The sequence below is a fragment of the Synechocystis sp. CACIAM 05 genome (assembly GCF_010222815.1).
Lineage (GTDB): Bacteria > Cyanobacteriota > Cyanobacteriia > Cyanobacteriales > Microcystaceae > Synechocystis.
This window is the reverse complement of the sequence record NZ_CP019225.1, coordinates 1,666,999-1,688,629: the sequence shown is the minus strand read 5'-3', so window position 1 is coordinate 1,688,629 and position 21,631 is coordinate 1,666,999. Positions and strand designations below refer to the sequence as shown.

Annotated in this window: 23 protein-coding genes; 6 read left to right on the top strand and 17 right to left on the bottom strand. The window is 47.9% G+C overall.

From position 1 onward, the window contains the following. Positions 1-126: 126 nt before the first annotated feature. The 6 genes from coaBC to BWK47_RS08075 form a co-directional block, all read right to left on the bottom strand. Complete coding sequence (gene coaBC / locus BWK47_RS08100; RefSeq protein WP_162328255.1) at positions 127-1,335, bottom strand: bifunctional phosphopantothenoylcysteine decarboxylase/phosphopantothenate--cysteine ligase CoaBC; 1,209 nt, start codon at positions 1,333-1,335, stop codon at positions 127-129. Between the two features lie 12 nt (positions 1,336-1,347). Next, complete coding sequence (gene isiD / locus BWK47_RS08095; RefSeq protein ID WP_193386672.1) at positions 1,348-1,599, bottom strand: protein IsiD; 252 nt, start codon at positions 1,597-1,599, stop codon at positions 1,348-1,350. Between the two features lie 66 nt (positions 1,600-1,665). Beyond that, positions 1,666-2,421, bottom strand: a complete 756-nt coding sequence (locus BWK47_RS08090; RefSeq protein ID WP_162328254.1) for an alpha/beta fold hydrolase — start codon at positions 2,419-2,421, stop codon at positions 1,666-1,668. A 234-nt stretch (positions 2,422-2,655) separates the two neighbouring features. Then, on the bottom strand, positions 2,656-3,168 hold the full coding sequence (fldA, locus tag BWK47_RS08085; protein ID WP_162328253.1) for a flavodoxin FldA: 513 nt from the start codon (positions 3,166-3,168) through the stop codon (positions 2,656-2,658). Between the two features lie 58 nt (positions 3,169-3,226). Then, positions 3,227-3,406, bottom strand: a complete 180-nt coding sequence (locus BWK47_RS08080) for a hypothetical protein (RefSeq protein WP_143705308.1) — start codon at positions 3,404-3,406, stop codon at positions 3,227-3,229. 166 nt (positions 3,407-3,572) lie between these two features. After that, on the bottom strand, positions 3,573-4,601 hold the full coding sequence (locus BWK47_RS08075) for a chlorophyll a/b binding light-harvesting protein (RefSeq protein WP_162328252.1): 1,029 nt from the start codon (positions 4,599-4,601) through the stop codon (positions 3,573-3,575). Positions 4,602-5,111: 510 nt separating this feature from the next. On the opposite strand from BWK47_RS08075, the gene ylqF reads away from it, so the two are divergent. Beyond that, on the top strand, positions 5,112-5,951 hold the full coding sequence (gene ylqF / locus BWK47_RS08070) for a ribosome biogenesis GTPase YlqF (protein WP_162328251.1): 840 nt from the start codon (positions 5,112-5,114) through the stop codon (positions 5,949-5,951). 49 nt (positions 5,952-6,000) lie between these two features. Here the strand turns inward: ylqF and ychF are convergent, their stop codons facing one another. Both ychF and galE read right to left on the bottom strand, forming a co-directional pair. Then, positions 6,001-7,092: a redox-regulated ATPase YchF gene (ychF, locus tag BWK47_RS08065; protein WP_162328250.1), complete on the bottom strand. Its 1,092-nt coding sequence runs from the start codon at positions 7,090-7,092 to the stop codon at positions 6,001-6,003. Positions 7,093-7,208: 116 nt separating this feature from the next. Further along, positions 7,209-8,219 carry a UDP-glucose 4-epimerase GalE gene (galE, locus tag BWK47_RS08060; RefSeq protein WP_162328249.1) on the bottom strand — a complete coding sequence of 337 codons (1,011 nt, stop codon included), beginning with the start codon at positions 8,217-8,219 and terminating at the stop codon, positions 7,209-7,211. Positions 8,220-8,292: 73 nt separating this feature from the next. Here galE and BWK47_RS08055 point away from each other — a divergent pair, with 73 nt between their 5' ends. Continuing rightward, a complete protein-coding gene (locus tag BWK47_RS08055; protein WP_162328248.1) occupies positions 8,293-8,892 on the top strand; it encodes a hypothetical protein in 600 nt (199 codons plus the stop codon). A gap of 90 nt (positions 8,893-8,982) precedes the next feature. Further along, a complete protein-coding gene (locus BWK47_RS08050; RefSeq protein WP_162329648.1) occupies positions 8,983-9,303 on the top strand; it encodes a DUF2605 domain-containing protein in 321 nt (106 codons plus the stop codon). 216 nt (positions 9,304-9,519) lie between these two features. Here the strand turns inward: BWK47_RS08050 and BWK47_RS08045 are convergent, their stop codons facing one another. Together BWK47_RS08045 and BWK47_RS08040 are read right to left on the bottom strand one after the other, a co-directional pair. After that, positions 9,520-9,702, bottom strand: a complete 183-nt coding sequence (locus BWK47_RS08045) for an NblA/ycf18 family protein (RefSeq protein WP_010872581.1) — start codon at positions 9,700-9,702, stop codon at positions 9,520-9,522. Positions 9,703-9,788: 86 nt separating this feature from the next. After that, positions 9,789-9,977: an NblA/ycf18 family protein gene (locus BWK47_RS08040; RefSeq protein ID WP_010872582.1), complete on the bottom strand. Its 189-nt coding sequence runs from the start codon at positions 9,975-9,977 to the stop codon at positions 9,789-9,791. A 583-nt stretch (positions 9,978-10,560) separates the two neighbouring features. Between BWK47_RS08040 and BWK47_RS08035 the strand changes: the two genes are divergently transcribed. The 3 genes from BWK47_RS08035 to BWK47_RS08025 all read left to right on the top strand — a co-directional run bounded on the left by BWK47_RS08035 (position 10,561) and on the right by BWK47_RS08025 (position 13,168). Next, positions 10,561-11,079, top strand: a complete 519-nt coding sequence (locus BWK47_RS08035; protein WP_162328247.1) for a hypothetical protein — start codon at positions 10,561-10,563, stop codon at positions 11,077-11,079. A 119-nt stretch (positions 11,080-11,198) separates the two neighbouring features. Further along, on the top strand, positions 11,199-12,176 hold the full coding sequence (locus tag BWK47_RS08030; RefSeq protein ID WP_162328246.1) for a zinc ribbon domain-containing protein: 978 nt from the start codon (positions 11,199-11,201) through the stop codon (positions 12,174-12,176). Positions 12,177-12,217: 41 nt separating this feature from the next. Then, positions 12,218-13,168: a DUF6861 domain-containing protein gene (locus BWK47_RS08025; protein ID WP_162328245.1), complete on the top strand. Its 951-nt coding sequence runs from the start codon at positions 12,218-12,220 to the stop codon at positions 13,166-13,168. On the opposite strand, the gene BWK47_RS17050 is transcribed toward BWK47_RS08025, so the two are convergent. The 7 genes from BWK47_RS17050 to BWK47_RS07990 all read right to left on the bottom strand — a co-directional run bounded on the left by BWK47_RS17050 (position 13,165) and on the right by BWK47_RS07990 (position 21,603). After that, a complete protein-coding gene (locus BWK47_RS17050) occupies positions 13,165-14,331 on the bottom strand; it encodes a zinc ribbon domain-containing protein (RefSeq protein WP_237269958.1) in 1,167 nt (388 codons plus the stop codon). The two genes, BWK47_RS08025 and BWK47_RS17050, sit on opposite strands and share 4 nt — an antisense overlap. A gap of 59 nt (positions 14,332-14,390) precedes the next feature. Further along, the gene (locus BWK47_RS17045) at positions 14,391-16,940 is read right to left on the bottom strand and encodes a hypothetical protein (RefSeq protein WP_237269955.1); all 2,550 of its coding nucleotides are present in this window, start codon (positions 16,938-16,940) and stop codon (positions 14,391-14,393) included. A gap of 2 nt (positions 16,941-16,942) precedes the next feature. Continuing rightward, positions 16,943-17,959 carry a ligand-binding sensor domain-containing protein gene (locus BWK47_RS08010; RefSeq protein WP_237269953.1) on the bottom strand — a complete coding sequence of 339 codons (1,017 nt, stop codon included), beginning with the start codon at positions 17,957-17,959 and terminating at the stop codon, positions 16,943-16,945. A gap of 20 nt (positions 17,960-17,979) precedes the next feature. Then, positions 17,980-18,636, bottom strand: a complete 657-nt coding sequence (locus BWK47_RS08005) for an ABC transporter ATP-binding protein (protein WP_162328243.1) — start codon at positions 18,634-18,636, stop codon at positions 17,980-17,982. Continuing rightward, positions 18,623-20,179: an ABC transporter permease gene (locus BWK47_RS08000; protein WP_237269952.1), complete on the bottom strand. Its 1,557-nt coding sequence runs from the start codon at positions 20,177-20,179 to the stop codon at positions 18,623-18,625. The genes BWK47_RS08005 and BWK47_RS08000 overlap by 14 nt, the downstream gene beginning before the upstream one ends. Before the next feature lie 47 nt (positions 20,180-20,226). After that, complete coding sequence (locus tag BWK47_RS07995) at positions 20,227-21,258, bottom strand: extracellular solute-binding protein (RefSeq protein ID WP_162328241.1); 1,032 nt, start codon at positions 21,256-21,258, stop codon at positions 20,227-20,229. 81 nt (positions 21,259-21,339) lie between these two features. Further along, complete coding sequence (locus BWK47_RS07990; protein ID WP_237269950.1) at positions 21,340-21,603, bottom strand: ribosomal protein bL12; 264 nt, start codon at positions 21,601-21,603, stop codon at positions 21,340-21,342. Positions 21,604-21,631: the final 28 nt, after the last annotated feature.

Here is a 21,631-nt window from a genome sequence, read left to right as displayed (position 1 = left end):
TCATTCACAATTTTCAAATCCGTTCTAAGAGCCTGTTTGCAAAGTCTTATTTTGCCCCCTAAATCCCTCAATACTGGGGGACTTTGACTGTGTTTCCCCCCAAATTTGGGGGGTCAGGGGGGCTTTTCAAATCCGTTCCAACAGATATTGCCAAATGCGGTGGGCCATGGCCAACTTTGAACAAGGGGCGATCGCCGTTTGGGAACCGTGGCGGTCAATAATTACCGCTTGATTACTGTCGGTGCCAAACCCTGATTGGGGCTGATCAATGGGATTGGCAACAATTACATCCAGATTTTTTCTCTGCAACTTTTCTTTGGCTGGGGTAACAATATCTCCCGCTTGGGCAGCAAAACCTACTAGCAATTGATGGGGCCGTTTTTGTTTGCTCACCTGGGCAATTAAATCCGGCACTGGGGCTAACGGTAAACTATCGGGTAAATCCTGTTTAGCCATTTTGCCCGTCACAATTTGGGTTGGTTTAACGTCCGCTACGGCGGCGGCCATAATAATCCAATCCGCTAAGGGAGCCTGTTCAAGGAGGGCTTGCTCCATTTGCTCTGCGTTAACCACTGCTATATTTGTTACTCCCATGGGTATGGACAAATCCCCTATGGGGCCATGGATGAGAGTCACCGTTGCCCCCCGATCGCCGGCCGATTGGGCCAGGGCTAAACCCATTTTGCCGGTGGACGGATTACCTATAAACCGCACTGCATCGAGATATTCCTGGGTGCCCCCAGCGGTGATAAGAATCCTTTTACCCCGTAAATCTTCCTGACCTCCGGTGAACAACAATGCTTGCAGTCGATGCATAATTTGTGCTGGTTCCGCCAAACGCCCCACCCCCCGGCGGTCACAGGCCAACAGCCCCCCATTGGGGGCCAACAAATGGTAACGGCGATCGCCCAGCAATTGTTGTAAATTCCTTTGCACCGCTTCCTGCTCCCACATATCCGTATTCATGGCGGGGGCTAAAAGGATCGGACAACTGGAGGCTAACACCGTATTGCTGAGTAAATCATCGGCAAAACCGTGGCTTAGTTTCGCCAAAGTGTGGGCCGTGAGGGGAGCAATCAGGAAAATATCCGCCCATTCCCCCAAATCAATGTGCAAAGGACGATGATGGATGGGTTGCCAAAAGTCTGCGTCGCAGTAGGCTGGATGGCGAGCCAAAGTGGTAAAGGTCAAAGGAGTAACAAATCTCTCCCCTTCAGCAGTGAGGATTACCCGCACCTCCGCCCCTTGTTGGAATAGTTGGGACACCACCTCACAAATTTTGTAGGCCGCAATGCCGCCACCCACCCCAATTAGGATGCGTTTCCCCTTCACCATGGGTTCCTAACCCTAAGCTTCGTCATAGGTTTCATTATCCAGCAGGTAAAGATACGGTTCCGCCAAGTCTTCCCGCTGAAAGGCGATCGCCCGTAGGAGATGCCAATCCTTCAGCCCTTCAAAAGCATCGGTGTAATCATCGTTTTCCAGTCTTTGGGCCAATTGGGCCACATCCTCGGCAGTAAGGGCGGCTACATCTTGTTTACTCAGGTTTTGGACTGACATGGACAATACTCCTGAAGTTGACAACCGTCGGCACCTCACATTTTATAGTCTCTGCGTTGGTTGCAACCAAGAGAATAGAGCAAACTGGGGCTAAACTGGGCCAACCTAAGCCAGCAAAGAAGTGGAAGAAGAGGCTTCCTGACCCTGGAGCGATCGCCAAAATTGTTGTAGTTGGAATGCGGTTATTTCTGGATGCTCAAACTGAAAAAAGTATTTTCCCCCAGGACATAACCAAAGGCGATCGCCAGGTTTTTTCCACCGTTGCCAGCCATTAAATAAACTAGTATCAATGATGCCGTCTGCTTCCCCCACCGCCACCAAAAGAGGTACGGCAATGTGGTTGGGCAAAATGACCAATTGTTTATACAAACTGTGGGGAGAAATAGAAGTTAATAGATCATTTTCCAAAATATTAACAATGGTTTTGGTTTGACGTAGGGAACGACAATTAAATAGATGGTGGGCCATTTGACCAAGGAGCAAATGACGGCTGTAACGCATGGCATCAAATTGGCCGTAATAATGGGCTTGCCAGTCGAGGGCAGGATATACACCAACGGAGAGTAGGGAGAGGGAACGGACTTTTTCGGGACATTGTCGGGCGTACAATAAAGCTAACAATCCACTGGTGCTATGACCAATTAAATGGACAGGTTGGTGAAAATTTTCCAGGTATTCTCCGATTAAATCTAATCCCACTGTTAGACAATTGGGTTCGTCAGCAGTTTGATGATAATCCCATTGCAAAATAGCCTGACTTTTGCTTAATTGCCGCAGTAAGGGGCGATCAAAACGCCTTAACGCAGGGCTAAAATTGAGCCAAATGATAGGTGTTTCCGGGGGCATATTCTGGTTTGTCATGGTAGGAGTCCGGCTGGGGGGAGATTCTTAGACAAAAAATTAAATGAAGTGAAGAGTAGCAAGTAAATTATTCGAGTCAGCATTATTTGCAGGTTGATCAAAACCGGGCAGAGCTAGAAACAACCCTGACAAAAGATCAGATTTTCAAGATAAGTTCAAGCAACATTAATTATTGTCAGTGTCAATGAACTATTGGGATCTTGGTAGTGATCAGCCGGCAAAAGCTTAGGTTACCTAGGATTGCAAAATTGGTTTAACTTCACTTACCCACATCTTTACTCTTGATTCTGTCAACTCTGGTTGATTGTCTTCGTCCAAGGCTAGACCCACAAATTGCCCATTTTTTACTGCTTTTGAGCCGTCAAAATCATAGCCAGTGGTAGGCCAAAACCCTACTGTTTTACCGCCTAATTCACTGATTTTTTCTTCTAAAATACCCATGGCATCTTGAAAATTGTCAGCATAACCAATCTGGTCTCCCGCACCGAAATAGGCTACTTTTTTGCCATTGAAATCAATTTCATCTAGTTGGTCATAAAAGCCTTCCCAATCACTCTGGAGTTCCCCCACATTCCAGGTGGGACAACCGATAATCAGGCAACTATATTGCTTAAAATCATCAACATCAGCCTGGGATATGTCCATCATATCGACCACACTATCGCCGCCCATTTCTTTTTGAATCAGTTCAGCAATGGTTTCAGTGTTGCCGGTTTGAGTACCGTAAAAAAGTCCAATTTTTGTCATGATTACTGGAAAGTTACTAAGCTTAATTTGTTTTCGTGGAAATAATTTTGGGAAACCCTTAACCGTTCAGTAGGGCTTGGTTTAGTAGTTCCGAAGTGTTGAAGGAAAGGGGACTGATGCCATCGTTGGCGATCGCCTGCATTTGGCGACACTGACAGCAATACCAAACCAAATTTCCTTGGTGTAAATGCCGCAAAAGACAATGGCAACAGCACAAACAAGTGTGAGGATGATCCATAATTTTTTAGGCAATGGGAGAGTGAAAATTCATTAACTTAGGCAAGGTAATAAAAAGAAAAGAGGTTTACCGTTACTTAGCAATGGAGTCTTAATTTCAGGCTGGCAGAGCTAGGCAAAGTAAACCCCGATGCTTGCTTAAGAGAGGAAAAGCTGATGGCTAATGACTAGGTTTGTAAGGAATCAAACGCTTGTTCGACCCGTTTGAAGTCAAAACCCAAAGCCCGCAGTGCGTGCCAGAGGTGACCTTGGAGGAAGAAAAAGGCCAGGAAGAAGTGAGCGTTGGCTAACCAAGCCCGGCTGGTGTGGGCGTGCATGGGCAGTTCCACGGTGTCGGCAAAATAGGGAAAAATGCCTAATTTAATTGCCAAAGGCGGGCCGTAAAATTCTGGCGGATAGGCCAGGGTGTTGACTGCACAGAAATAGGCCGCCACAAATCCAGCTAGGGCAATGCCCCCCAGGGAGTAGGACAAAATCGCTTCCCCGGAAAAGAGCAGAACTTTTTTAGCCCAACCCAGAGGGGGCACCAGAATGTGCCAAATGCCTCCACCGATGAGCAGAAAACCAACAAAAATATGTCCCCCCACCAGATCTTCTAGGCTACTGATGCTGGCAAAATGGGTTTGATAACCATAAATAACCAAAGGATCTAATGTTGGCTGACTGACTAGGCGCACCGTTTGGCTGGTGGCATCGTACAGTCCACCCCAATACATCGCTTTGCCGGCTAACAGGAGAGCTCCAGCACCCAAAAATAAGAGGTGATGACCTAAAATCATGCCCAGTTGCTGGGGGTTTTCCCACGTGAAATGGAATTTTTTACCCTGGCCCTGGAGGGTGCTTAGGTCAGCGGGGGCCCGCAGGGTATGAAACAAAGCCCCAGCCCCCAGTACCGCTGAAGCAATCAGGTGAATACTACCAATGACAAAGTAGGGATAGGTATCCAAAATTTGTCCGCCATCGCCCACACCCCAACCGAGGGTAGCCAAATGGGGCAGTAGAATCAATCCCTGGTCTCCCATTGCCTGGGTGGGATCAAATCGGGAAATTTCAAACAGGGTAAAGGCGCCGGCCCAAAATGCTGTTAAAGCCGCCTGGGCCACATGGGCCGCAATAAAAAGCCCAGACTGATCAGCGAAACGGGCATTGCCGGCCCACCATTCGTATTGAACGGTGTCGTTGCCATAGGTTTGCACAGAATTGCCTCCTTAATTGAGACGACAAATAATAAATTATGGCAATAAGTGCCGAGAAACCTAGGTGGGATGCCGCCATGGAGGCAAAGAATAAAGCGTTCTCTGTCCACCCGAGACCTATTCTGGCTTAACCACAACGGCGATCGCCAATCTTTCCCTAGGACTAAGCTCAAACCACTGATGGAGTAGTTGAGAATCTTTAGCACTTACTCCCGAATTATTATAGGGGCATAAATGAGAATTTATAGCAACTAAAATTATTAAGAAATGTTAAGCCGGGCTGAACCCATGGCCGGTCAAGGGGTTAAGGCAAAAAATGGTGGAGGGCAATTGGGTTGCTGCAGTTGATTGTGATAATGGTCTAAAAAACCTAATTTAAAACTAGTGTTTATCCACTGATTTTTAGCGATCGCCCAAGGGGGACGTAACTTCCGGCGGCGATGTGGCAAGCTGTTAGGGATGGGAGCTTAGCCCCCAGAAGCTCTCGTCAGTAAACAAAGTAAACAACTCATGGCCTTAATCCAGTGGTATCCCGGGCACATTGCTAAAGCGGAAAGACAACTCCGGGAGCAGTTAAATAAAGTTGATGTGGTGCTGGAAGTAATTGATGCCCGCATTCCCCTAGCGTCCCAGCATCCCGATGTGCCCCTCTGGGTGGGAGAAAAGCCCAAATTAATCATTCTCAACCGGGTGGACATGATCACGCCGGAGTTGCAAGAGCAGTGGTTAACGTGGTTCCGCCAGCAAAATCAAACGGTGTATTACGCCAATGCGAAGCAGGGCACCGGGGTTAAGGCCATTAGTAAAGCGGCCCAGCAAGCTGGTAAGGCAGTTAACGAAAGAAGGCAAAGACGGGGCATGCAACCACGGCCAGTGCGAGCAGTGGTAATGGGATTTCCCAACGTAGGTAAATCTGCATTAATTAACCGACTTCTAGGGCGTAAGGTGGTAGAGAGTGCCCGACGGGCGGGGGTGACCAGGCAGTTACGGTGGATTCGTATTTCCGACAGTTTGGAATTGCTTGATTCCCCTGGGGTGATTCCCCTCAAGCTGGAAAATCAGGCCAATGCCCTCAAGCTGGCCATTTGTGAAGACATTGGTGAGGCGGCCTACGAAAATCAGGCGGTGGCGATCGCCATGGTGGATCTCTTGCTGGATTTATCCCTGGGGTCGGCGTTGACGCAACGTTATCAGGTACTGCCGGAAGCCATGAATGGGGATTTATATTTAATTGCCCTAGCTGATGCCCGCCATAACGGCGATCGGGAAAGGGCCGCAGTGCAATTGCTGAACGATTTCCGCAAAGGACTGTTGGGCCCCCTACCGTTGGAATTGCCCCCAGAGGTTTAGACCAGAATCGGCCTAGGGATAGGATTAATGTTTTCCTCGGATAACCTTTTTAAACGTTGAAGCGGAAGAGCAGCACATCCCCTTCCTGTACCACATATTCTTTGCCTTCACTGCGCACCAATCCCTTTTCCTTGGCTCCCTGCATACTGCCACAGCTAATTAAATCTTCATAGGCCACGGTTTCCGCCCGGATAAAACCCCGTTCAAAATCGGTGTGAATTACCCCGGCCGCTTGGGGAGCTTTCATGCCGCTGATTATGGTCCAAGCTCGGGTTTCCTGGGGGCCCGTGGTCAGGTAAGTGCGTAGCCCCAGTAATTCATAGGTAGCTCGAATAAGGGATTTCAATCCCCCTTCGGTCACGCCTAAGCTAGCCAAAAAGTCTTGCCGCTCCTCCTCTGGTAATTCGATTAGTTCCGATTCCACCTGGGCTGAAATCACCACCACTTTGGCTTCATCCTTAGCGGCGATCGCCTTGATCTGTTCCACCCAATCATTGCCCCCGGCCAAATCATCTTCGGTGACGTTGGTGGCATAGATAATCGGTTTAAGGGTCAGTAAACCCAGGGACTTGATTAATTCCTGTTCTTCCGCCGTTAACCCCACCCGCCGAGCCGGGATGCCTTCATTGAGGGCAGTGACCAATCTTTCCAAAATAGTCACTTCTTCCAACAAATCCTTATTGCCCCGGGCTTGCTTGCGACTGCGTTCCAGTCTTTTTTCCACCTGGGCTAAATCCGCCAGCACCAACTCCAGATCAATTACTTCCACGTCCCGCACCGGGTCGACAGAACCTGCCACATGGATGATGTCATCGTCATCAAAACAGCGCACCACATGGACAATGGCATCCACTTCCCGGATATTGGCCAGGAATTGATTTCCCAGGCCTTCCCCTTTGCTGGCCCCTGCTACCAAACCGGCAATATCGACAAATTCCATCCGGGTGGGAACTACCTTGACCGATTGGGAAATCTCTGCCAATTTCTCCAGGCGATCGTCCGGTACAGACACCACCCCCACATTGGGTTCAATGGTGCAGAAGGGAAAGTTGGCCGCTTCAGCCTTGGCATTGGCCACCAGGGCGTTAAAGAGGGTAGATTTTCCCACATTGGGCAGACCAACAATTCCAGCTCTCAGCATAATGTCTAACTATTTGGAGGATGATTAGGGGGGCAAAACAGTCTCCCATCGTACCAAAATCAGGTGGGCAGCACATCACACTGGCCTTGTCCTGCGGTTTTCAAACTCCTCAAATTTTATTGCTTTTTTTTGTAATCTCCATGGCGCCTTTGGTGCCACTGCCAGGCATGGTCAATGATGGTATGTAAGTCAGGGTACTGGGGATTCCAGCCAAGGATTTCCCGCGCTTTAGCACTACTACCGACCAGGATGGGGGCATCACCGGGACGGCGGGGACATAGTTGATAGGGAATATCTAATCCCGTCACCGCTTTGGCAACTTCAATTACTTGACGTACGGAAAAGCCGTTGCCATTACCGAGGTTAAAGATATTGCTTTCCCCTCCTTCTAGCAGGTATTGCAAGCCTAATACATGGGCGATCGCCAGGTCACAGACATGGATGTAATCCCGTAGGGCGGTGCCGTCGGGGGTGTCATAATCAGTACCAAAAACGGAAAGTTGGGGACGTTGTTTCAAAGCTGTCAACAGGGCCAGGGGAATTAGATGGGTTTCGGGGTTATGGTCTTCTCCTAAGCGTCCTTGGGGGTCTGCGCCGGAAGCATTAAAGTAGCGAAAAATAACTGATTTGAAGCCGTAAGCTTGGTCAAAGTCAGCCAAAATTTGTTCCACCATGCGTTTGCTGGCGGCATAGGGACTGAGGGGATCAATGGGATGGCTTTCCGTCATGGGAATTTCCTTCGGCATGCCATAGACCGCACAGGTGGAGGAAAAGACAAATTTCTTAATGCCCGCCGCTAGCATGGCTTCCAGGAGGGTGAGGGTACCCACTACGTTGTTTTGGTAATAAATGTCCGGCTTTTGCACCGATTCTCCCACAGCGATGAAGGCGGCAAAATGCATGACAGCAGCAATATCTCTAGTGGCAAAAAGTTGGTCTAGTTTTTGGCGATCGCCAGTGTGGCCGACTACCAATTCCACCCCCAGGGGTTGCACCAGTTCCTTGTGACCGTAGCTGAGGTTATCGTAGATAAGGACGTCAAAGCCCGCCTGTTGTAGGGCAAGCACCCCATGGGAGCCGATGTAACCCGCCCCTCCGGTGACCAAAATTGTTTGTTGCGTGGCCATTGTCGACTATTAACCCAAGCTGTTGCCTCGCCTAGAGCATACCATTCTTAACCTTGCTTGACCTTAGCTTTTTATGCCATCTACTTTGTCCCAACCATCCCCCTCTAATGCCCTTGTTAATGACCGCCGGGACGTATTTCCCCTTTCTCCCCTGATTAAAATCACCCTGGTCAATCTCTACCTAGCTCTGACAGTTCCCCTGCCCATTTTGGCCCAACTCACCCAAGGAAATGCAGTACTTACCCTATTGTTAACCGTTGGACTGATGGGAGGCTTAGTTGCTTTAGTAGCTGCCTTGGCGGAACAGGTGGTGCTGAATGGAGAGGGAATTGCGGTGCGTTATCCCCGCTGGGTACCCAAATTTTTTCGGTCCGGTTGGCAATTATCTTGGGCAGATGTCACCGCATTGAAATGTCGCACCACAGGCCAGGGGGGCTTGGTTTACTATTTCCTCACAGAGTCGAAAGATAGGGCCTATCTGCTACCCATGCGGGTGGCGGGCTTTAATCGGCTAACCCAACTGGTGAGCGACCATACGGGCATTGACACCCAGGATGTGCGCCCCCTTTCCCAACCCTGGATGTATTTATTACTACTCCTATTTACCTTCTTACTTTGGGGCAGTCAGTTGGCGATCGCCCTATTGGTTTGGAGTAGCCCTCCCCTGGCATAATCTGAACAATTCCGGTTAAAATATAAACAAATGTAAAGAATATTCTCAGAAAACTTTATTTAACATTTGACTAAGATTAGTCTCACTACCATGACCAATCCCCAACCAGACGAAAAAGAACTGCTCAAAACTATCTTAGAGCCCCTGTTGGGAGATTTTGAGCACTGGTTTAGCCGCTCCTGCCAGCTACTAGAAAGCCAGCGTTTAGCCTTTTTCACCCCAGAGCAACAACAAGAGTTACTGGATCGGGTACGACAGGCACGGGATGAAGTAAAGTGTACTAAATTAATGTTCCAAGCCACCGGGGAACAGGTGGGGGTTGAGTTTAGTGTCCTGGTCCCCTGGCACAATTTGGTGACGGAATGTTGGCAGGTAGCCCAGCGCCATCGCCAGATGCAGGCTGCCCGCTAGAAAGGAAAGAGAGAGGAAAGCAATAAAAACGAATGACAGTGGGTAACAACATACAATCAACTGTGAGGAGTAGGGGTTGTTGATTTTCGATAATTGTTGACAGTCATCGTCAATAGTTAAGATGCTCTCTGGCCGGTCAAGCAAGGTGGTCAGATCGTTTAATTTTGTCGAAGGTTTCCGTTAGAGCCCTGCTTGATGCTTAAACCCAGAGTTGTGCTAGGGGAGGAGGGAATTTTTCATCAAATCCCGGATCAGGTTATCCCGCACCATGATTTGTTGCATGGTTTCTAGTAAATAGTTAACGGTCTGCTCCCGGTCTAGTTCTTGATATTCCTGTTGCAAACACTGCAGTTGAAATTTCTGCTCTAAGGATAGGTTAAAGGCTTCGTTGTTGATCATGGCGATCGCACTCCTGAAAGAATGGGGCGGTCAAAAATTGTAACTAATGGCTAAGACAGCAAGCTAATTTTTTTGCCTGCCTGTACCTAACCTAGGGGCTCCAGGGGAGCCTGGCGCATTAAGTCCCGGATGACGTTGGATTTGATCATCAACAGTCGAGAGGCTTGGACCAAAAGTTCCAGGGCTTGCTCCTGGCTGATGTTGGCGGTGGCATCCTGCATGCGACGGAACTCAAACATTTGTTCAATGGTGAGATCGAAGGATTCAGGTTTCATAGCTGTTGCCCTCCAAGGCGACTACCTTTCAATTGTAAACGATAAATTGTAAATAAATGTAACAAAAAGTTGACCCAATTAACAGTATCTGCTTATACAAGCTTGCCCAAAACGGCGGGCAAACCTAGCAACCCAGGGAAAAAATAGGTTTTAAGTCCGCTGAATTTAGTCAACATTGGGGACACCCTGCACATGTGGTTTGTTTTAGCAAGGGCTTTTAGAAAAAAATGCTCAATCTGAACATCTCCCATGACATTTCGCTTGGCGATCGCCGAGGAGGAGGAGGCTAAACTGTTCGTCTTTTTGGCTTTCACCACGTAGATAACAGTACGAGTTATTGGGTCATTGAATTATTAACAATATAACTATTTGCTGATTTTTATACTTGCAAATTTTAGATCTAATTACATTAGTCTTCTATAGTAGAAATATAAGGAAATCAAATTTTCAAATTTTCATCTTGAAAAACATAAAATTTATTCATTATTTGTTAATCATTGCCCCATCAATTTGTCGTTAAAATGGTTGATAGGGCTAGAAGAGCGAAGTATTTGTATTTGCCGAAAATTTCAGGAGCAAAACAATGCGAATCAACCATAAGCCTCTATTGATCGCCACTGCCTTACTAACTCTCATACCCAATGTTGTTTGGTCTTCTCCCTTTGATGAAGATCAGGAGATTTGTCCCCAGTGGGAATGCGATCAGGCGGGAAATTGCCGCAAACTTGATCTTACCTGCGGTTCTTCCCCAAATTCTTCTGGTGCTCAGGGCTATCAATTATATTTTGATGGGGAATTAGTGTCTGGCCCCGACGCCCAGGATTATACATCCCAACAAGCGAAAGAAAATTGTACTTGGAATATGCAAACCAAACCCCAAATGCATATCCGCTGTCTCTACAATAGCCAGGTCTTCGGCGATCGCCCTCCTAGTAACTCTCCTGGGTATGAACTATATTTTGATGGGGAATTAGTATCTGGTGCCGACGCCCAAGGTTATACGTTCCAACAAGCGGAAGAAAATTGCATTTGGAATATGCAAACCAAACCGCAAATTCACATTCGCTGTCTTTACAATGGCCAGGTATTTAGGGAGCGGTGACCAACGACCAGATAATTTAATTTTTTCCAATTATTTTGATAGTTATTTGGAGAACATGAACGAATAAAGTTCGGATAAAAAGTTAAATTTTTCTAATTCTATAGTCGGGGTTTTCACCTATGACTACTCCCATTTTTTGTACTAATTGTGGCAACCGCCTTAGCCCCCAGGTTCGTTTCTGTGAATCCTGTGGATGTCCCGTTGCCTTGACGTCGGAGCCACCTTCCTTTTCTGGACCACCATTGTCCCCATTGCCTCCTCCCCCTCCCACCTTTAATGTCGATGAAGTTCCATCCTATAAAAGAGGGGTAACTCCTTGGATTCCTTTTTTCCTGTTATTTAGTTCTGTCGTTGTATTAGGGGGACTTTGGTGGTTGGGAGCGTTCAATCTGCCCCAATGGAATCAATGGCTAGTAAAAATTTTGCCCACCAATACCAGTTCCCCCGTTGTTACTTCCCCTACTCCGACGGTGGCTCCCGTTGATGCCAATGCCGTAAGTTTAGAAGATTTTGTTGGCGTCTGGATGGTCATGGAAGGGGCGCCGGGGGAAGGCGAGGAAGCTATTTTTACCATGAGCTTGGAAGGAAATGTCATTGTCGTTGAGGCTGAAGGCGATCGCGTGGAATTCCCTACACTCAATGGCCGAAAACTAGAGGGCAGTGCAGTTGAAGACGGTGTAACTATCCCGATAACAGTGGAACTAAATCAGAATAAAGACCAGATTATTGTTACTGTTCTTCCCCCCAACAGTGAACTACAAGTGGGAGTGGGGCAGAGGGTAAAAGGAATTAATGATTTGGATAGTCCATCTAACTCAAGGGATAATTCCCTTAATATGGATGAAAATGTTTTAACGGAACGGCAAGCCTTAGAGCTTTTGATTGCTTGGCCAGAGATTGCGGATTGGATGCAAAGAGTTCAACAGGAAGCCCCACAGAATCAGACTCTTCTAGAAATTGTGGAAACCACCCCGCAACAATACCTAATTCGGGCTTATGAATCTGTTAATAACCCTAGAGAACCGGATCATACAGCCACGTTTGGTTGGTATAACGTCGATCGCCAAACCGGGGAGGTGACTCAAAGTATTCCCTAGGGGAAGCTTAGGGTTAGGAGCCGAAAGTAAGGAGAGAGAGCATGCCCAAAAATATGTCACCAATCTGTCCCGTTTGCGGACAAGAAAATGATGCCGCAAATCGCTATTGTTCCTTTTGCGGTACTCGGTTTAATTCATCCTTGCCATCGATGGATCTTTTTCAGGCTCAAACAGTGCAAGCCCCAGCCCCAGAGCAAATGGTCTTCTCTGGCAATGGGCAAGATTTACCCAGTTTGACCAATCATCCTTTTTGGGGCGCAATTCCTGTGCTTGGATTGCTGACGGTTCTGCCCCTGGGACTTTTTATCTTCGGCATGGCCATTGATGCCAACGATTGGCCCTATGCGGCCCTACTGGTTTTTCTGCTATTTTTATTCACATTGCTAATTTTTCTTGGACAGCTTTGGGGTAATGTATCCCAGGCGAGGGAATTTATCCTTAGTGAGCGGCCATTGATCCGTTGGCGTTATAGCCCCGATGAATGGCAACAGCTTCGACAGGCCCAATTCAGTGAATCCGCCGAGGATATGCAAGAAATGGCCGGCTGTGCAGTCCCCTTTTTTGCTGGGGTGGGAACTTTGCTCGGTACTGTCCTTGGTTCTGTGGAAGGCTTTGTGGGGGCCGTGCCAGGGGCGGCGATCGGTGCTCTTGCTGGACACATTTTTGGCAAAATATTGGTTCCCATAGCCACTGGTTTGAACCAATCCACCAACCGGGAATTATATCGAACCGATTTGCCTGTTTGGGTGGTGCTAGCTCCAGGGGAAATTTATTATAACCGTCAATATTTTCGAGCTGATGCCATTGGCGATCGCCTTGAAGGGATTACCCTAGATGAAGGTGCTCTGACCTGGTTGCGTATCGAAACCTTGGCCCCCCGGGGTAGCATCACAGCTAGTTTTGATGGCAACATTTTAGTCCCCCATCGTATGTTAGCAACCGTTAAAGCAGTTTTACCGCAATTGCAGCAATTCATCTCCGGGGAAGATTAGGATTTGTCCCCCAAGACAAAGCCACAATTCCCACAGAATTTGGCTCCGGGGGTGGGAGTGTGGCCGCACTGGGGACAGGTTTGGGGTTTTGGCGGTTCCATTACCGCAACGGGCGCACCACAATGGGTACAGAATTTATCTCCTTCCTGTAAAGATTGATGACAAGCTTGGCAATAGTCGGGGGTTGAGAGTCCAGACAAAGGCTCTGTCTTATTCGACAGCGGCGAAGCACTGTGGAAAGCAGCCTGCTGATAGAGAGACTGTAGTTCATTAATGTAGGTTAAAAACAATAGGGCAGGGGCAGAGACAACATCGATCAACGGAAATTCTTCCCCCATGCGGAAATTCAACGTCCAAAAAGCTGTGGCAGTCCGTATTCCTAAAACCGTATCTGCTTCTCGGAGAATTCCTGTTGGGGTTTTATGGAGTAAGGTAACAGAAGCAGAGGAAAGGGGCATTAGCAGACTACCGAGAAAGTCCCCACAGAGAGCCGGCAAATATCCATGCTCACGAATAGCTAAAAAATTTTTCTGTACCAGTTTTTCCAGAGCCTGGGTAAGATGGGGTAACTCGGTAACCAAAGGAAAGGGGGTCAAAATTTGACCAGTTGTTACCCACCAGTGGGTGTCCTGGGTTTGTAACCCCAGTTGCAAAGTTTTATGAATATCCCCCAATGTAAATGCTTGGGCAGGCCCAGGAGAACGGGCCAGCAAGGCTTCTAATTGTTGGGTTTTGAGGATGTCCGCCACTGACAATAACACAGAAAATTCGGCGAGATCGACTGTAAAGGATGAATCAAGAGGGGCTGAGGCTCCATCAAAATCTAAGGAGGCATCTAAAAGCTTTACCAAATCCTCAAAGGTATAAGGAAAAGAAAGATGCATGGCTTCTTCAGCATCGGAGACGGCAGAAACCCAAGTGGTTCCTTGGTTAGATTCTTGGGAGATGAGATGGTAACGAGCTAGGGCAAAACTATCCAAAGCGCCTGTAATGACCAACATTTCCACCGGAGAAAACAAGATAGCTTTAAGTGCTTCTGACCAATCGTTGCCGATCAGGGTCGGATGAGTAGGTAAAGAACCCGAGCGGATCAAAGCTTCTTGAATAGTCCAATCTTGTCTTGAGAGAGTCTGTTGGAAAATAGGAGAGATATTGGTTGTCATAATGCGTTCAGACTCCATTCAGGTCTTCGAATTGTTATTGATTGAACTAAAGCTAAATACTATTTTTTGTATAGGTCTTGAAAGGCTTGTTGGGCGGCATTGTTTGTATATAATCCCCTGCCTCCCTGGGTTAATGCTTGGGGTAGATTGGCGAGCGGCTGAGCCTGAAGAGGGGTGGATGAAATTGGCACTTGAGACCACTGACTGGGTGCACTCAAGGCACTAGGAGGAATATTTTTACCAGTAAAGACAATGGCCCCGTCGGAAGGACGAACCATCAGGTTTTTGGGATCGATTTTACTTAGATCAATAACAATGGGTGGGTTTTTACAATCTATGTCCCCCAATCGTCCTAGCCCTGGCTTACTAGAACCAAACATATAGGCCGCCTTAGGAGGTTCATTATCCACAAAACAGTTTTTAAGGGGTCGAGCAATTTTACTAACTATATTGGAAAAAGTCCCATGACTACCTGGTGCTCTAGCTTCAAGACCAGATTTTAAAATTCCTATGGTATTTTTAGGGTCAGTGAAATGATAGCCATACTTAATATTGCCAATTTCTTTAGGAGTAATCGGTCGTGAACTGATTAGCTTCCCCCCAGCTTTGCCCAAGGTAATGAATTTGAGAATACCGCTACCGATAGCTCCTGCTTTTTGATCCCAGGATGTATTCTCAAGAAAAACTGTTCCAAATTCCTCAATAGGTACAAGGGTCTTAATGATTCCATAGCCAGCACCGGATAATCCCCCCTCTTGATAACCTTTATACCCTCCAAAGGTGACTAGGTTAGCAGTATGACCACTAAGAGAACTTAATAAGTCTCCCTTGTCATAATGCTCTTCAACGACGCCGGAAAAACCAAGACTAACAACATTCAAAACGCCTTTTCCTGTCCCTGTTAATGTACCCTTTGTTACATCCCAAATTTGATCGAATGTTCCGTAATCTGCGTTGGGCTGTTGTTGATGACTAATAAAGCGTTGAATGTATTGCAAGTTTCCTTGGGGAATGCCTTTATCGTCTAGACGAGCTGCTTTCTTAACTAATTGCTCAATCTTGTCCTTATTTTTAATATCTGAGTCTTGAACTTGTTCTAGTAATTTTTCATAAGTATCGCGGAGGGACCTCTCCTGTTTCTGTTTAGCTTGAAGGGTCGCTAAGGCCTGGCTCTGGACATCCTGACCTGTTGCTTCTAGGTATTCGTTGCGGCGACGCCAATCTTCAGTTTGCTGATGGGTGCTCAGATTATTTTGATGCCAAGCATTGATTTCATTTGGGTCAATCCAACCACCGGTGAGGATGTTGATGTAGCCTCCCTTTTCGGGATCATAGACAAGGGTGGTGTGCCGTCCATCAGGATAGGTATATTCAATGTCTTGGGGAAACGTTGTTGCACCAGGAGTGGTGGAAATAACACCAGAGCTTGGCACAGAAGCTGAGGGAATTTGTAAACCCCCTAAAATCCATCCGAGCCAAATTGCCAAACCAGCTAAACCACTATTTAAAATAGCTTGGTCAGTTCCTCCACATCGAATCCAAGTTTGCAGGCTCTGACCACATTCAGCCCAACCGCCGTCATCGGCCCAGACCGGTTCCATTTGCCCTAATGTCAAACTCCCCGCAGTGAAGATAATAAATAGGGAGAGAGCAGAAGTTGTTGACCGCTTTCCGCTAAAGAATTGCCACAACGTAACGGCGATCGCCGCGATGAAGAATAGTCGCAGTAGGGAGGGAGCCAGCCAGAGAAGGAGAGCCGCTAGGCCAAAACCCACAGCCATACCAGAGAGAAGTTGTTGGCACTGGTCAGAGGTCAGAGGGTGGAGAGATTTACCCTTGCGGATCAGTTTTTGGGCATCTTGCCAACTAAGTTTGAGCACTAAGCGGAGAAAGTGAGTGGATTCCTGGAGTGCCACTAGGGTAAATAACAGAATCTGGAGACTGACCAGAAGATTGCCAAACAACAAGGCAAATACCAACGCCCCGGAAAAGCCCAACCATAGAATAGGAGCTTTGAACTGGCTACTCTGTTGGCAAAAACTGACGACTGTAGCAGGGAAAGACGTGATCGCTTTAAGATATTGCCCCAGGGTACCGTGTATTAATTGGGACAATAGTATTCCCGTAAAAATCCAGAATAAACTACCTGCAATCACCTCACCGCCTAATACTAAAACGGAATCGAACCAGGGATTGGTACCAGTGAGATTAAACCCGTCATTGACGACAACGAGTAGAAAAAGATGAAGCAGCCAAACAATAACAATGAGAAAAATTCCTAAAACTATTTGCTTGGGAATTCCTTTGAGTACCGAACCGGCGAGCCAGCCGAGGAGTTGTCCCAAGTTTTGGGGTTCTTTCATTTGTTGGGTTAATGCTGTTCCTGGCGGTGAATCGGTTGCTTCTTTAGGTGGATTCTTGCGTTCCCAAGCTTGGCCATTCCAACAGAGCCACACACCACCGGGATGTTCAATGCGCCACCAGTTCCCCTGGTCATCCTGGACCCGAAGACGGTCTAACCAAGCAGTAAATTCTGTTGCTGAAATATGACGCTCCTGCAACTGCTGACACCAATCATAATACATTTGCTCGGCTTCGACAAAGTCCATGGTTACTTGTCTCCTAATTTCAGCAGCTGTTCAGCAGGAATATAGTTGACACCGTCCTTGGTACCAATCCAAAAGTTGCCCGCCTGATCTTCCAGCATGACTTTTATCTCTTGGTTGGCTAACCCATCTGCCGTGGTGAAGGTCAACCATTTATTTCCAGAACGTCGGGCTAAACCATCATTTTCCGAGCCGAACCAGAGTATCCCTTGGCGGTCTTGGTAAATGGAGCGCACTTTGGCCCCGGCTAACCCGCTTTCCGCCGTTAAAGTTTGTCGGATTGCCCAGCCAGATCTGTCAGTTTCCAGTTGGACCGCTCCGCCTCGGTCAAAGAAACCAGTTCCGACCCAAACCTTATTGCTATCCTCGATCCAGAGGCTCGTAATATTATTATGGGGCAGTCCATTGCTGGTAGAGAATTTTTGACAGGTTTTCTTAAGACAATAATTGAGGCCACCCCGGGGAGCCACAGAGGAACCGAACCACATTCCCCCCTGAGAGTCTTGGGCAATGAGATTAATCATTAAATCTGGTAAACCATCAGCCATTCCTAACCAACGCCATCCCGCTTTTTCTTTCACCGCCGCCCCCTGCCAAGTGCCAATCCACAACTGCCCCTGGCGATCGAGATAGAGGGTATTGATGGGTTCACGGAAGCGGGAATCATCCGATTGATAAGCTTGGCAACGTTGACCGTCGTAATAGCTCAGTCCTTTGTTATGGGCAATCCAGAGCCAGTTTTGTCGATCAAGAACTAAAGCCTGGACAAAATTAACCGGGGGATCGCAGGTGATGGTTTTAACAATTTCTCGCTTTTGGATATCAATACCCACCACGCCATCTTTTCCCCCAGACCAAAGTATTTGATTCTGTAAAACCAGAGCTGACACTTCGTGGGGGGGACGAATTATTTGCCAACCAGGGCGTCTTTTGGATTGGAAATTGCGCCGCATTAAACCCAATAACTCCACAGAGAGGATCACAAAAATGCCCAATAGCAACAGAAAACGCCATGGTTTCATTTTCACAAAGCCTCCTGGGCTCAGGGATTGGAATGGGGGACTAATTGACCGTCCCGGAGAAGCTGAATATCCGAGGTTAGAAATTGGGCTTCAGCTAAATCATGGGTGACGTAGAGGGTACAAGCCTGGGTGAAGTCTAAGTAATCCTGAAGATAGGTTAGTAGCTCTTCTTTTAAACTTTGATCAAGGTTGGAAAGGGGTTCATCCAACAGTAAAAAAGGCGGCCGGGGAGCTAGGGTACGGGCAAAGGCTACCCGTTTGGCTTCTCCTCCCGATAGTTGGTGGGGATAGCGATCTATCAGGGGGGCAATAGCTAATCGTGCTAACAATGGCTCAATGCGCTGTTGTTGCTCTGTTTTGCTAAGGTGGGCGAGGCCAAAAGCGATGTTTTGCTGGACAGTGAGATGGGGCCAGAGAGCCGGAGATTGAAAAACAAAACCAATACCCCTTTGGTGGGGCGGTAGATAATGCTGGGGACAACTAACCTGGCGATCGCCAAGGTAAATTTCTCCCCCATCCAGGCGATCGAGACCAGCAATCAGTCGCAGGAGGGTGGTTTTACCGCTACCGGAACGGCCAAGAATGGCAGTTTTTCTCCCTGGAGGAATAGTTAGACATAGTTGCCGTAACACCGCCACGGAACCATAGGTTTTGCTCACCTGTTCAACTCTGATCATACTTTTTCCCCCGGCTCAGCAAAGATGAACCCATCAGCAGAACGATGGATAGGAATCCCCCGACAATGGCCGCTCCCCCCACCATGAACAAACAAAGAAGGGCCACTTCCCCGGAAGCACCGTAGTGTAGATAGTTATAAATCCGCAGGGTCAAGGTGGAATAGCCCGGAGGAATAACAATCAATGTTGCTCCCAACTCCCCCGCACTGAAGGCAAAGACGACCCCAGCAGCAGCCAACAGACCAGGAAGTAAAAGGGGAAAACGCAGATAAAGCCAAATACGCCAACGGGGCCCGGGCACTAAAAAAGTACTGTCCCAGAGGCCAGGGTCTAATTGTCGTTGTTGGGCAAAAAGTATCAGGGCGGCCATGGGGGTAAAGCGGGCTAGGTGGGCAAGGATAGGCATGGCCAGGCCGCCGTAAAAAGGATTACCCCAAGGGGCATACCCCAGGGCAATTAACCCCACTCCCACTAGGGGAGCAGGTAAAACTAAGGCACCAATGAGTAGGGACCAGACAAGCCATTGCCAAGGACTTTCCCTTTGTAATAAGGCATTGATGGCCAAGGCTAAAGGCAGGGAAAGAATGGCCGTTGAACTAGCTAATCCGAGGGTGACCCCCACCTCTGGGAAGGCTGACTCTAGGGTACTAAGGGGATATTTTCCCTGTTGGAAATTGATCATCACCAAACTGCCGAGGGGGACAATTATCTGGAGCAGGCCTAAACCCACGGCGATCGCCTGGAGGGTCAGTAACCACCGGGGCCATTGCCAGGGAATTTGCCAAGCTGGGCATTGGATGCGTTTTTGTAGAGTTTGTTGTAGGGGAGTTTGGAGAGAAATAATTCCTAGGGCAGATATTAGGAGCAGGGGAATGGCAAGGAAAAAAGCCCGTATTGGTTCGTTGCTGGCGCTGTATTCAGCAAAAATTTCCAGGGCGTAGGAACTGACGCCAAACAGGGAGGGGATGCTGTAGTCAGTGAGGCTCAATAAAAATAGCAATGCACCACTGGCCCAAAAACTAGGCATGGCTAAGGGCAGCACCACTTTCTGCAAAACCTGTTCATCCTGGGCTAGTAACCGAGCGGCTTCTATGGGATCTAAGGGGACAGCTAGAAAACCAATCAGGGTCAGACCCACCGCTAGAGGTAACCAAGCCATTAATTCAATGCCAGCACACCCCCACCAAGGGGGCAGAATATCCCCATTAATACCCACCAGGGTTAGAGTTTTTCCCAATACTGTCCCTAACTTAGACCAGGCCAAGGCATGGATATAGGGCGGTATGAATAATAAGGGCAATAGACACCAGCGCCAACGTCTGACGGCCTGGTATTGCCAACCTAAACAAGCAATCATAGCCCCCACTACGGTGCCGGCGATCGCCACGATTCCGGCCAATTTAATACTTTGCCAAAGCAGATGTCCCCGTCGCCCCCAGGGTAATGCTAGCGCCAACCAATCCAGGTGACCTGCCATTATGCCCATGAAAGCCCCAATGACCAGGGCCAACAGTGGGCTAAAAATAACCAGGGCCGAAACCATCAGCCCCAATTTTTCCCAGTACCCCCCAAAGCTAGTTGGCGATCGCATCAGCGCACAAAAATAGTTTGTAAATCACGCTTAGAAGTCTCCAACTGTTCAAATACCTGGGTAGGATTGACTGCCATCGGTTTGACCACGAAATTTTCCAGGCAGGTGGAAACTGGAGAACTGGAATGGAGGGGTAACTGACTGCCCCCAAGTTGAATTAATTCAGCTTCCGTACTGGGAGCGATTAAAAAATCCACCAGAGCTTGGCCCGCTTCCGGGTGGGGAGCGTTGGCAATTAATGCCACAGAGCCAGTCAACACAAAGGCTCCCATTTGTCCTGGCCCTTGATCGGGGAAAATTATCTCCACTGGTTCTCCCTTGGCCACTGCGCTACAAGCATCATCGGTATCCGTCAGCCCGATCGCCAATTGACCGTTAACTACCAAATCCCTAACCACCGAATTACCGTCCACCACCCGCACTCCTTTTTCTTGGAGAGAACGATAAAATTGCTCGGCCTGGGCATTCCCCCAATGGGCATAGAGAGCCGCGGCATGGGTTGCGGAGGTACCAAAAATGGGATAGGCAATGCCCACAGGTTGACCTCCAGCGGCCAGGGACACCAGATCGGTTAATGATTGGGGATATTGATTTTCCGCCAGCTTTTCGGTGTTGGCCAGTAAAATCCTCGCTCGTCCCCCGACTCCGTACCAATAACCTTGGGGATCTCGATATTGGGCTGGCAACTGTTCACCACTGGCGGAGGTATAGGGCACAAGTACATTTTGCTGTTTAAGCATTAGGGTTTGCACAAACTCCCCACTCCAAAAGACATCCGCCTGGGGACGATTTTTTTCCAGTAACAGACGATTGGCCAGCCCTGTGGTTTTAGTTGCTTCCACGTCATAAACCGGCAATACCTTGATGCCAGTTGCTTGGGAAAACTTTTCTAAAATTGGTTCCGCATAAATGCGATCAACGGAGACGTAGACCACTACTTCCCTAGGAGATGTTCGATCACAGCCATTAACGGCGATCGCCAGTAAAGAAATTAGAGTGAGTAGCCATTGTTTCCTCGTTGATAAAAGCATAATCAAAACAATCTCTTTGAAAGTTTTTCTCGGTTAAGTAGATAAATCTAGAGTGGTGGTTATTTGATTTGAATCTTTGAATCAGGAAGTTTCCAGCAGCTTTTCTACCGTATCTTTAGCTTCCTTGAGGCCGCAACCAGTTAGAGATCGGCAGATTTTGATCGCTTCGATTTTCTTGCCTTGCCTCAGTAGTGTCATGATCTGTTCTTTTTCATTGGCAGATAATTGCTGAATAATTTCCCTGGTATAGGTAACATCTCGAGGCGCACTGGGTGTTCCTGTCTGAAAGAAAATTACTAGTAAAAATATCACCACTAACGCTACCAATATCAAAATTATAGTCATACCCATTCCTTTTTTGTGGTTTATTAAG

What these genes read in the sequence shown, in the direction of transcription:
- BWK47_RS08055 (WP_162328248.1), top strand. Translation starts at nt 8,293, where the DNA reads ATGCCATCTACTTTGTCCCAACCATCCCCCTCTAATGCCCTTGTTAAT.
- BWK47_RS08035 (WP_162328247.1), top strand. Translation starts at nt 10,561, where the DNA reads ATGCGAATCAACCATAAGCCTCTATTGATCGCCACTGCCTTACTAACT.
- fldA (WP_162328253.1), bottom strand. Translation starts at nt 3,168, where the DNA reads ATGACAAAAATTGGACTTTTTTACGGTACTCAAACCGGCAACACTGAA.
- BWK47_RS08090 (WP_162328254.1), bottom strand. Translation starts at nt 2,421, where the DNA reads ATGACAAACCAGAATATGCCCCCGGAAACACCTATCATTTGGCTCAAT.
- galE (WP_162328249.1), bottom strand. Translation starts at nt 8,219, where the DNA reads ATGGCCACGCAACAAACAATTTTGGTCACCGGAGGGGCGGGTTACATC.
- coaBC (WP_162328255.1), bottom strand. Translation starts at nt 1,335, where the DNA reads ATGGTGAAGGGGAAACGCATCCTAATTGGGGTGGGTGGCGGCATTGCG.
- BWK47_RS17045 (WP_237269955.1), bottom strand. Translation starts at nt 16,940, where the DNA reads ATGGACTTTGTCGAAGCCGAGCAAATGTATTATGATTGGTGTCAGCAG.
- BWK47_RS08030 (WP_162328246.1), top strand. Translation starts at nt 11,199, where the DNA reads ATGACTACTCCCATTTTTTGTACTAATTGTGGCAACCGCCTTAGCCCC.
- BWK47_RS08010 (WP_237269953.1), bottom strand. Translation starts at nt 17,959, where the DNA reads ATGAAACCATGGCGTTTTCTGTTGCTATTGGGCATTTTTGTGATCCTC.
- BWK47_RS08080 (WP_143705308.1), bottom strand. Translation starts at nt 3,406, where the DNA reads ATGGATCATCCTCACACTTGTTTGTGCTGTTGCCATTGTCTTTTGCGG.
- BWK47_RS07990 (WP_237269950.1), bottom strand. Translation starts at nt 21,603, where the DNA reads ATGACTATAATTTTGATATTGGTAGCGTTAGTGGTGATATTTTTACTA.
- BWK47_RS08045 (WP_010872581.1), bottom strand. Translation starts at nt 9,702, where the DNA reads ATGATCAACAACGAAGCCTTTAACCTATCCTTAGAGCAGAAATTTCAA.
- BWK47_RS08000 (WP_237269952.1), bottom strand. Translation starts at nt 20,179, where the DNA reads ATGGTTTCGGCCCTGGTTATTTTTAGCCCACTGTTGGCCCTGGTCATT.
- BWK47_RS08050 (WP_162329648.1), top strand. Translation starts at nt 8,983, where the DNA reads ATGACCAATCCCCAACCAGACGAAAAAGAACTGCTCAAAACTATCTTA.
- BWK47_RS07995 (WP_162328241.1), bottom strand. Translation starts at nt 21,258, where the DNA reads ATGCTTTTATCAACGAGGAAACAATGGCTACTCACTCTAATTTCTTTA.
- ychF (WP_162328250.1), bottom strand. Translation starts at nt 7,092, where the DNA reads ATGCTGAGAGCTGGAATTGTTGGTCTGCCCAATGTGGGAAAATCTACC.
- BWK47_RS08040 (WP_010872582.1), bottom strand. Translation starts at nt 9,977, where the DNA reads ATGAAACCTGAATCCTTCGATCTCACCATTGAACAAATGTTTGAGTTC.
- BWK47_RS17050 (WP_237269958.1), bottom strand. Translation starts at nt 14,331, where the DNA reads ATGACAACCAATATCTCTCCTATTTTCCAACAGACTCTCTCAAGACAA.
- ylqF (WP_162328251.1), top strand. Translation starts at nt 5,112, where the DNA reads ATGGCCTTAATCCAGTGGTATCCCGGGCACATTGCTAAAGCGGAAAGA.
- BWK47_RS08025 (WP_162328245.1), top strand. Translation starts at nt 12,218, where the DNA reads ATGCCCAAAAATATGTCACCAATCTGTCCCGTTTGCGGACAAGAAAAT.
- BWK47_RS08005 (WP_162328243.1), bottom strand. Translation starts at nt 18,636, where the DNA reads ATGATCAGAGTTGAACAGGTGAGCAAAACCTATGGTTCCGTGGCGGTG.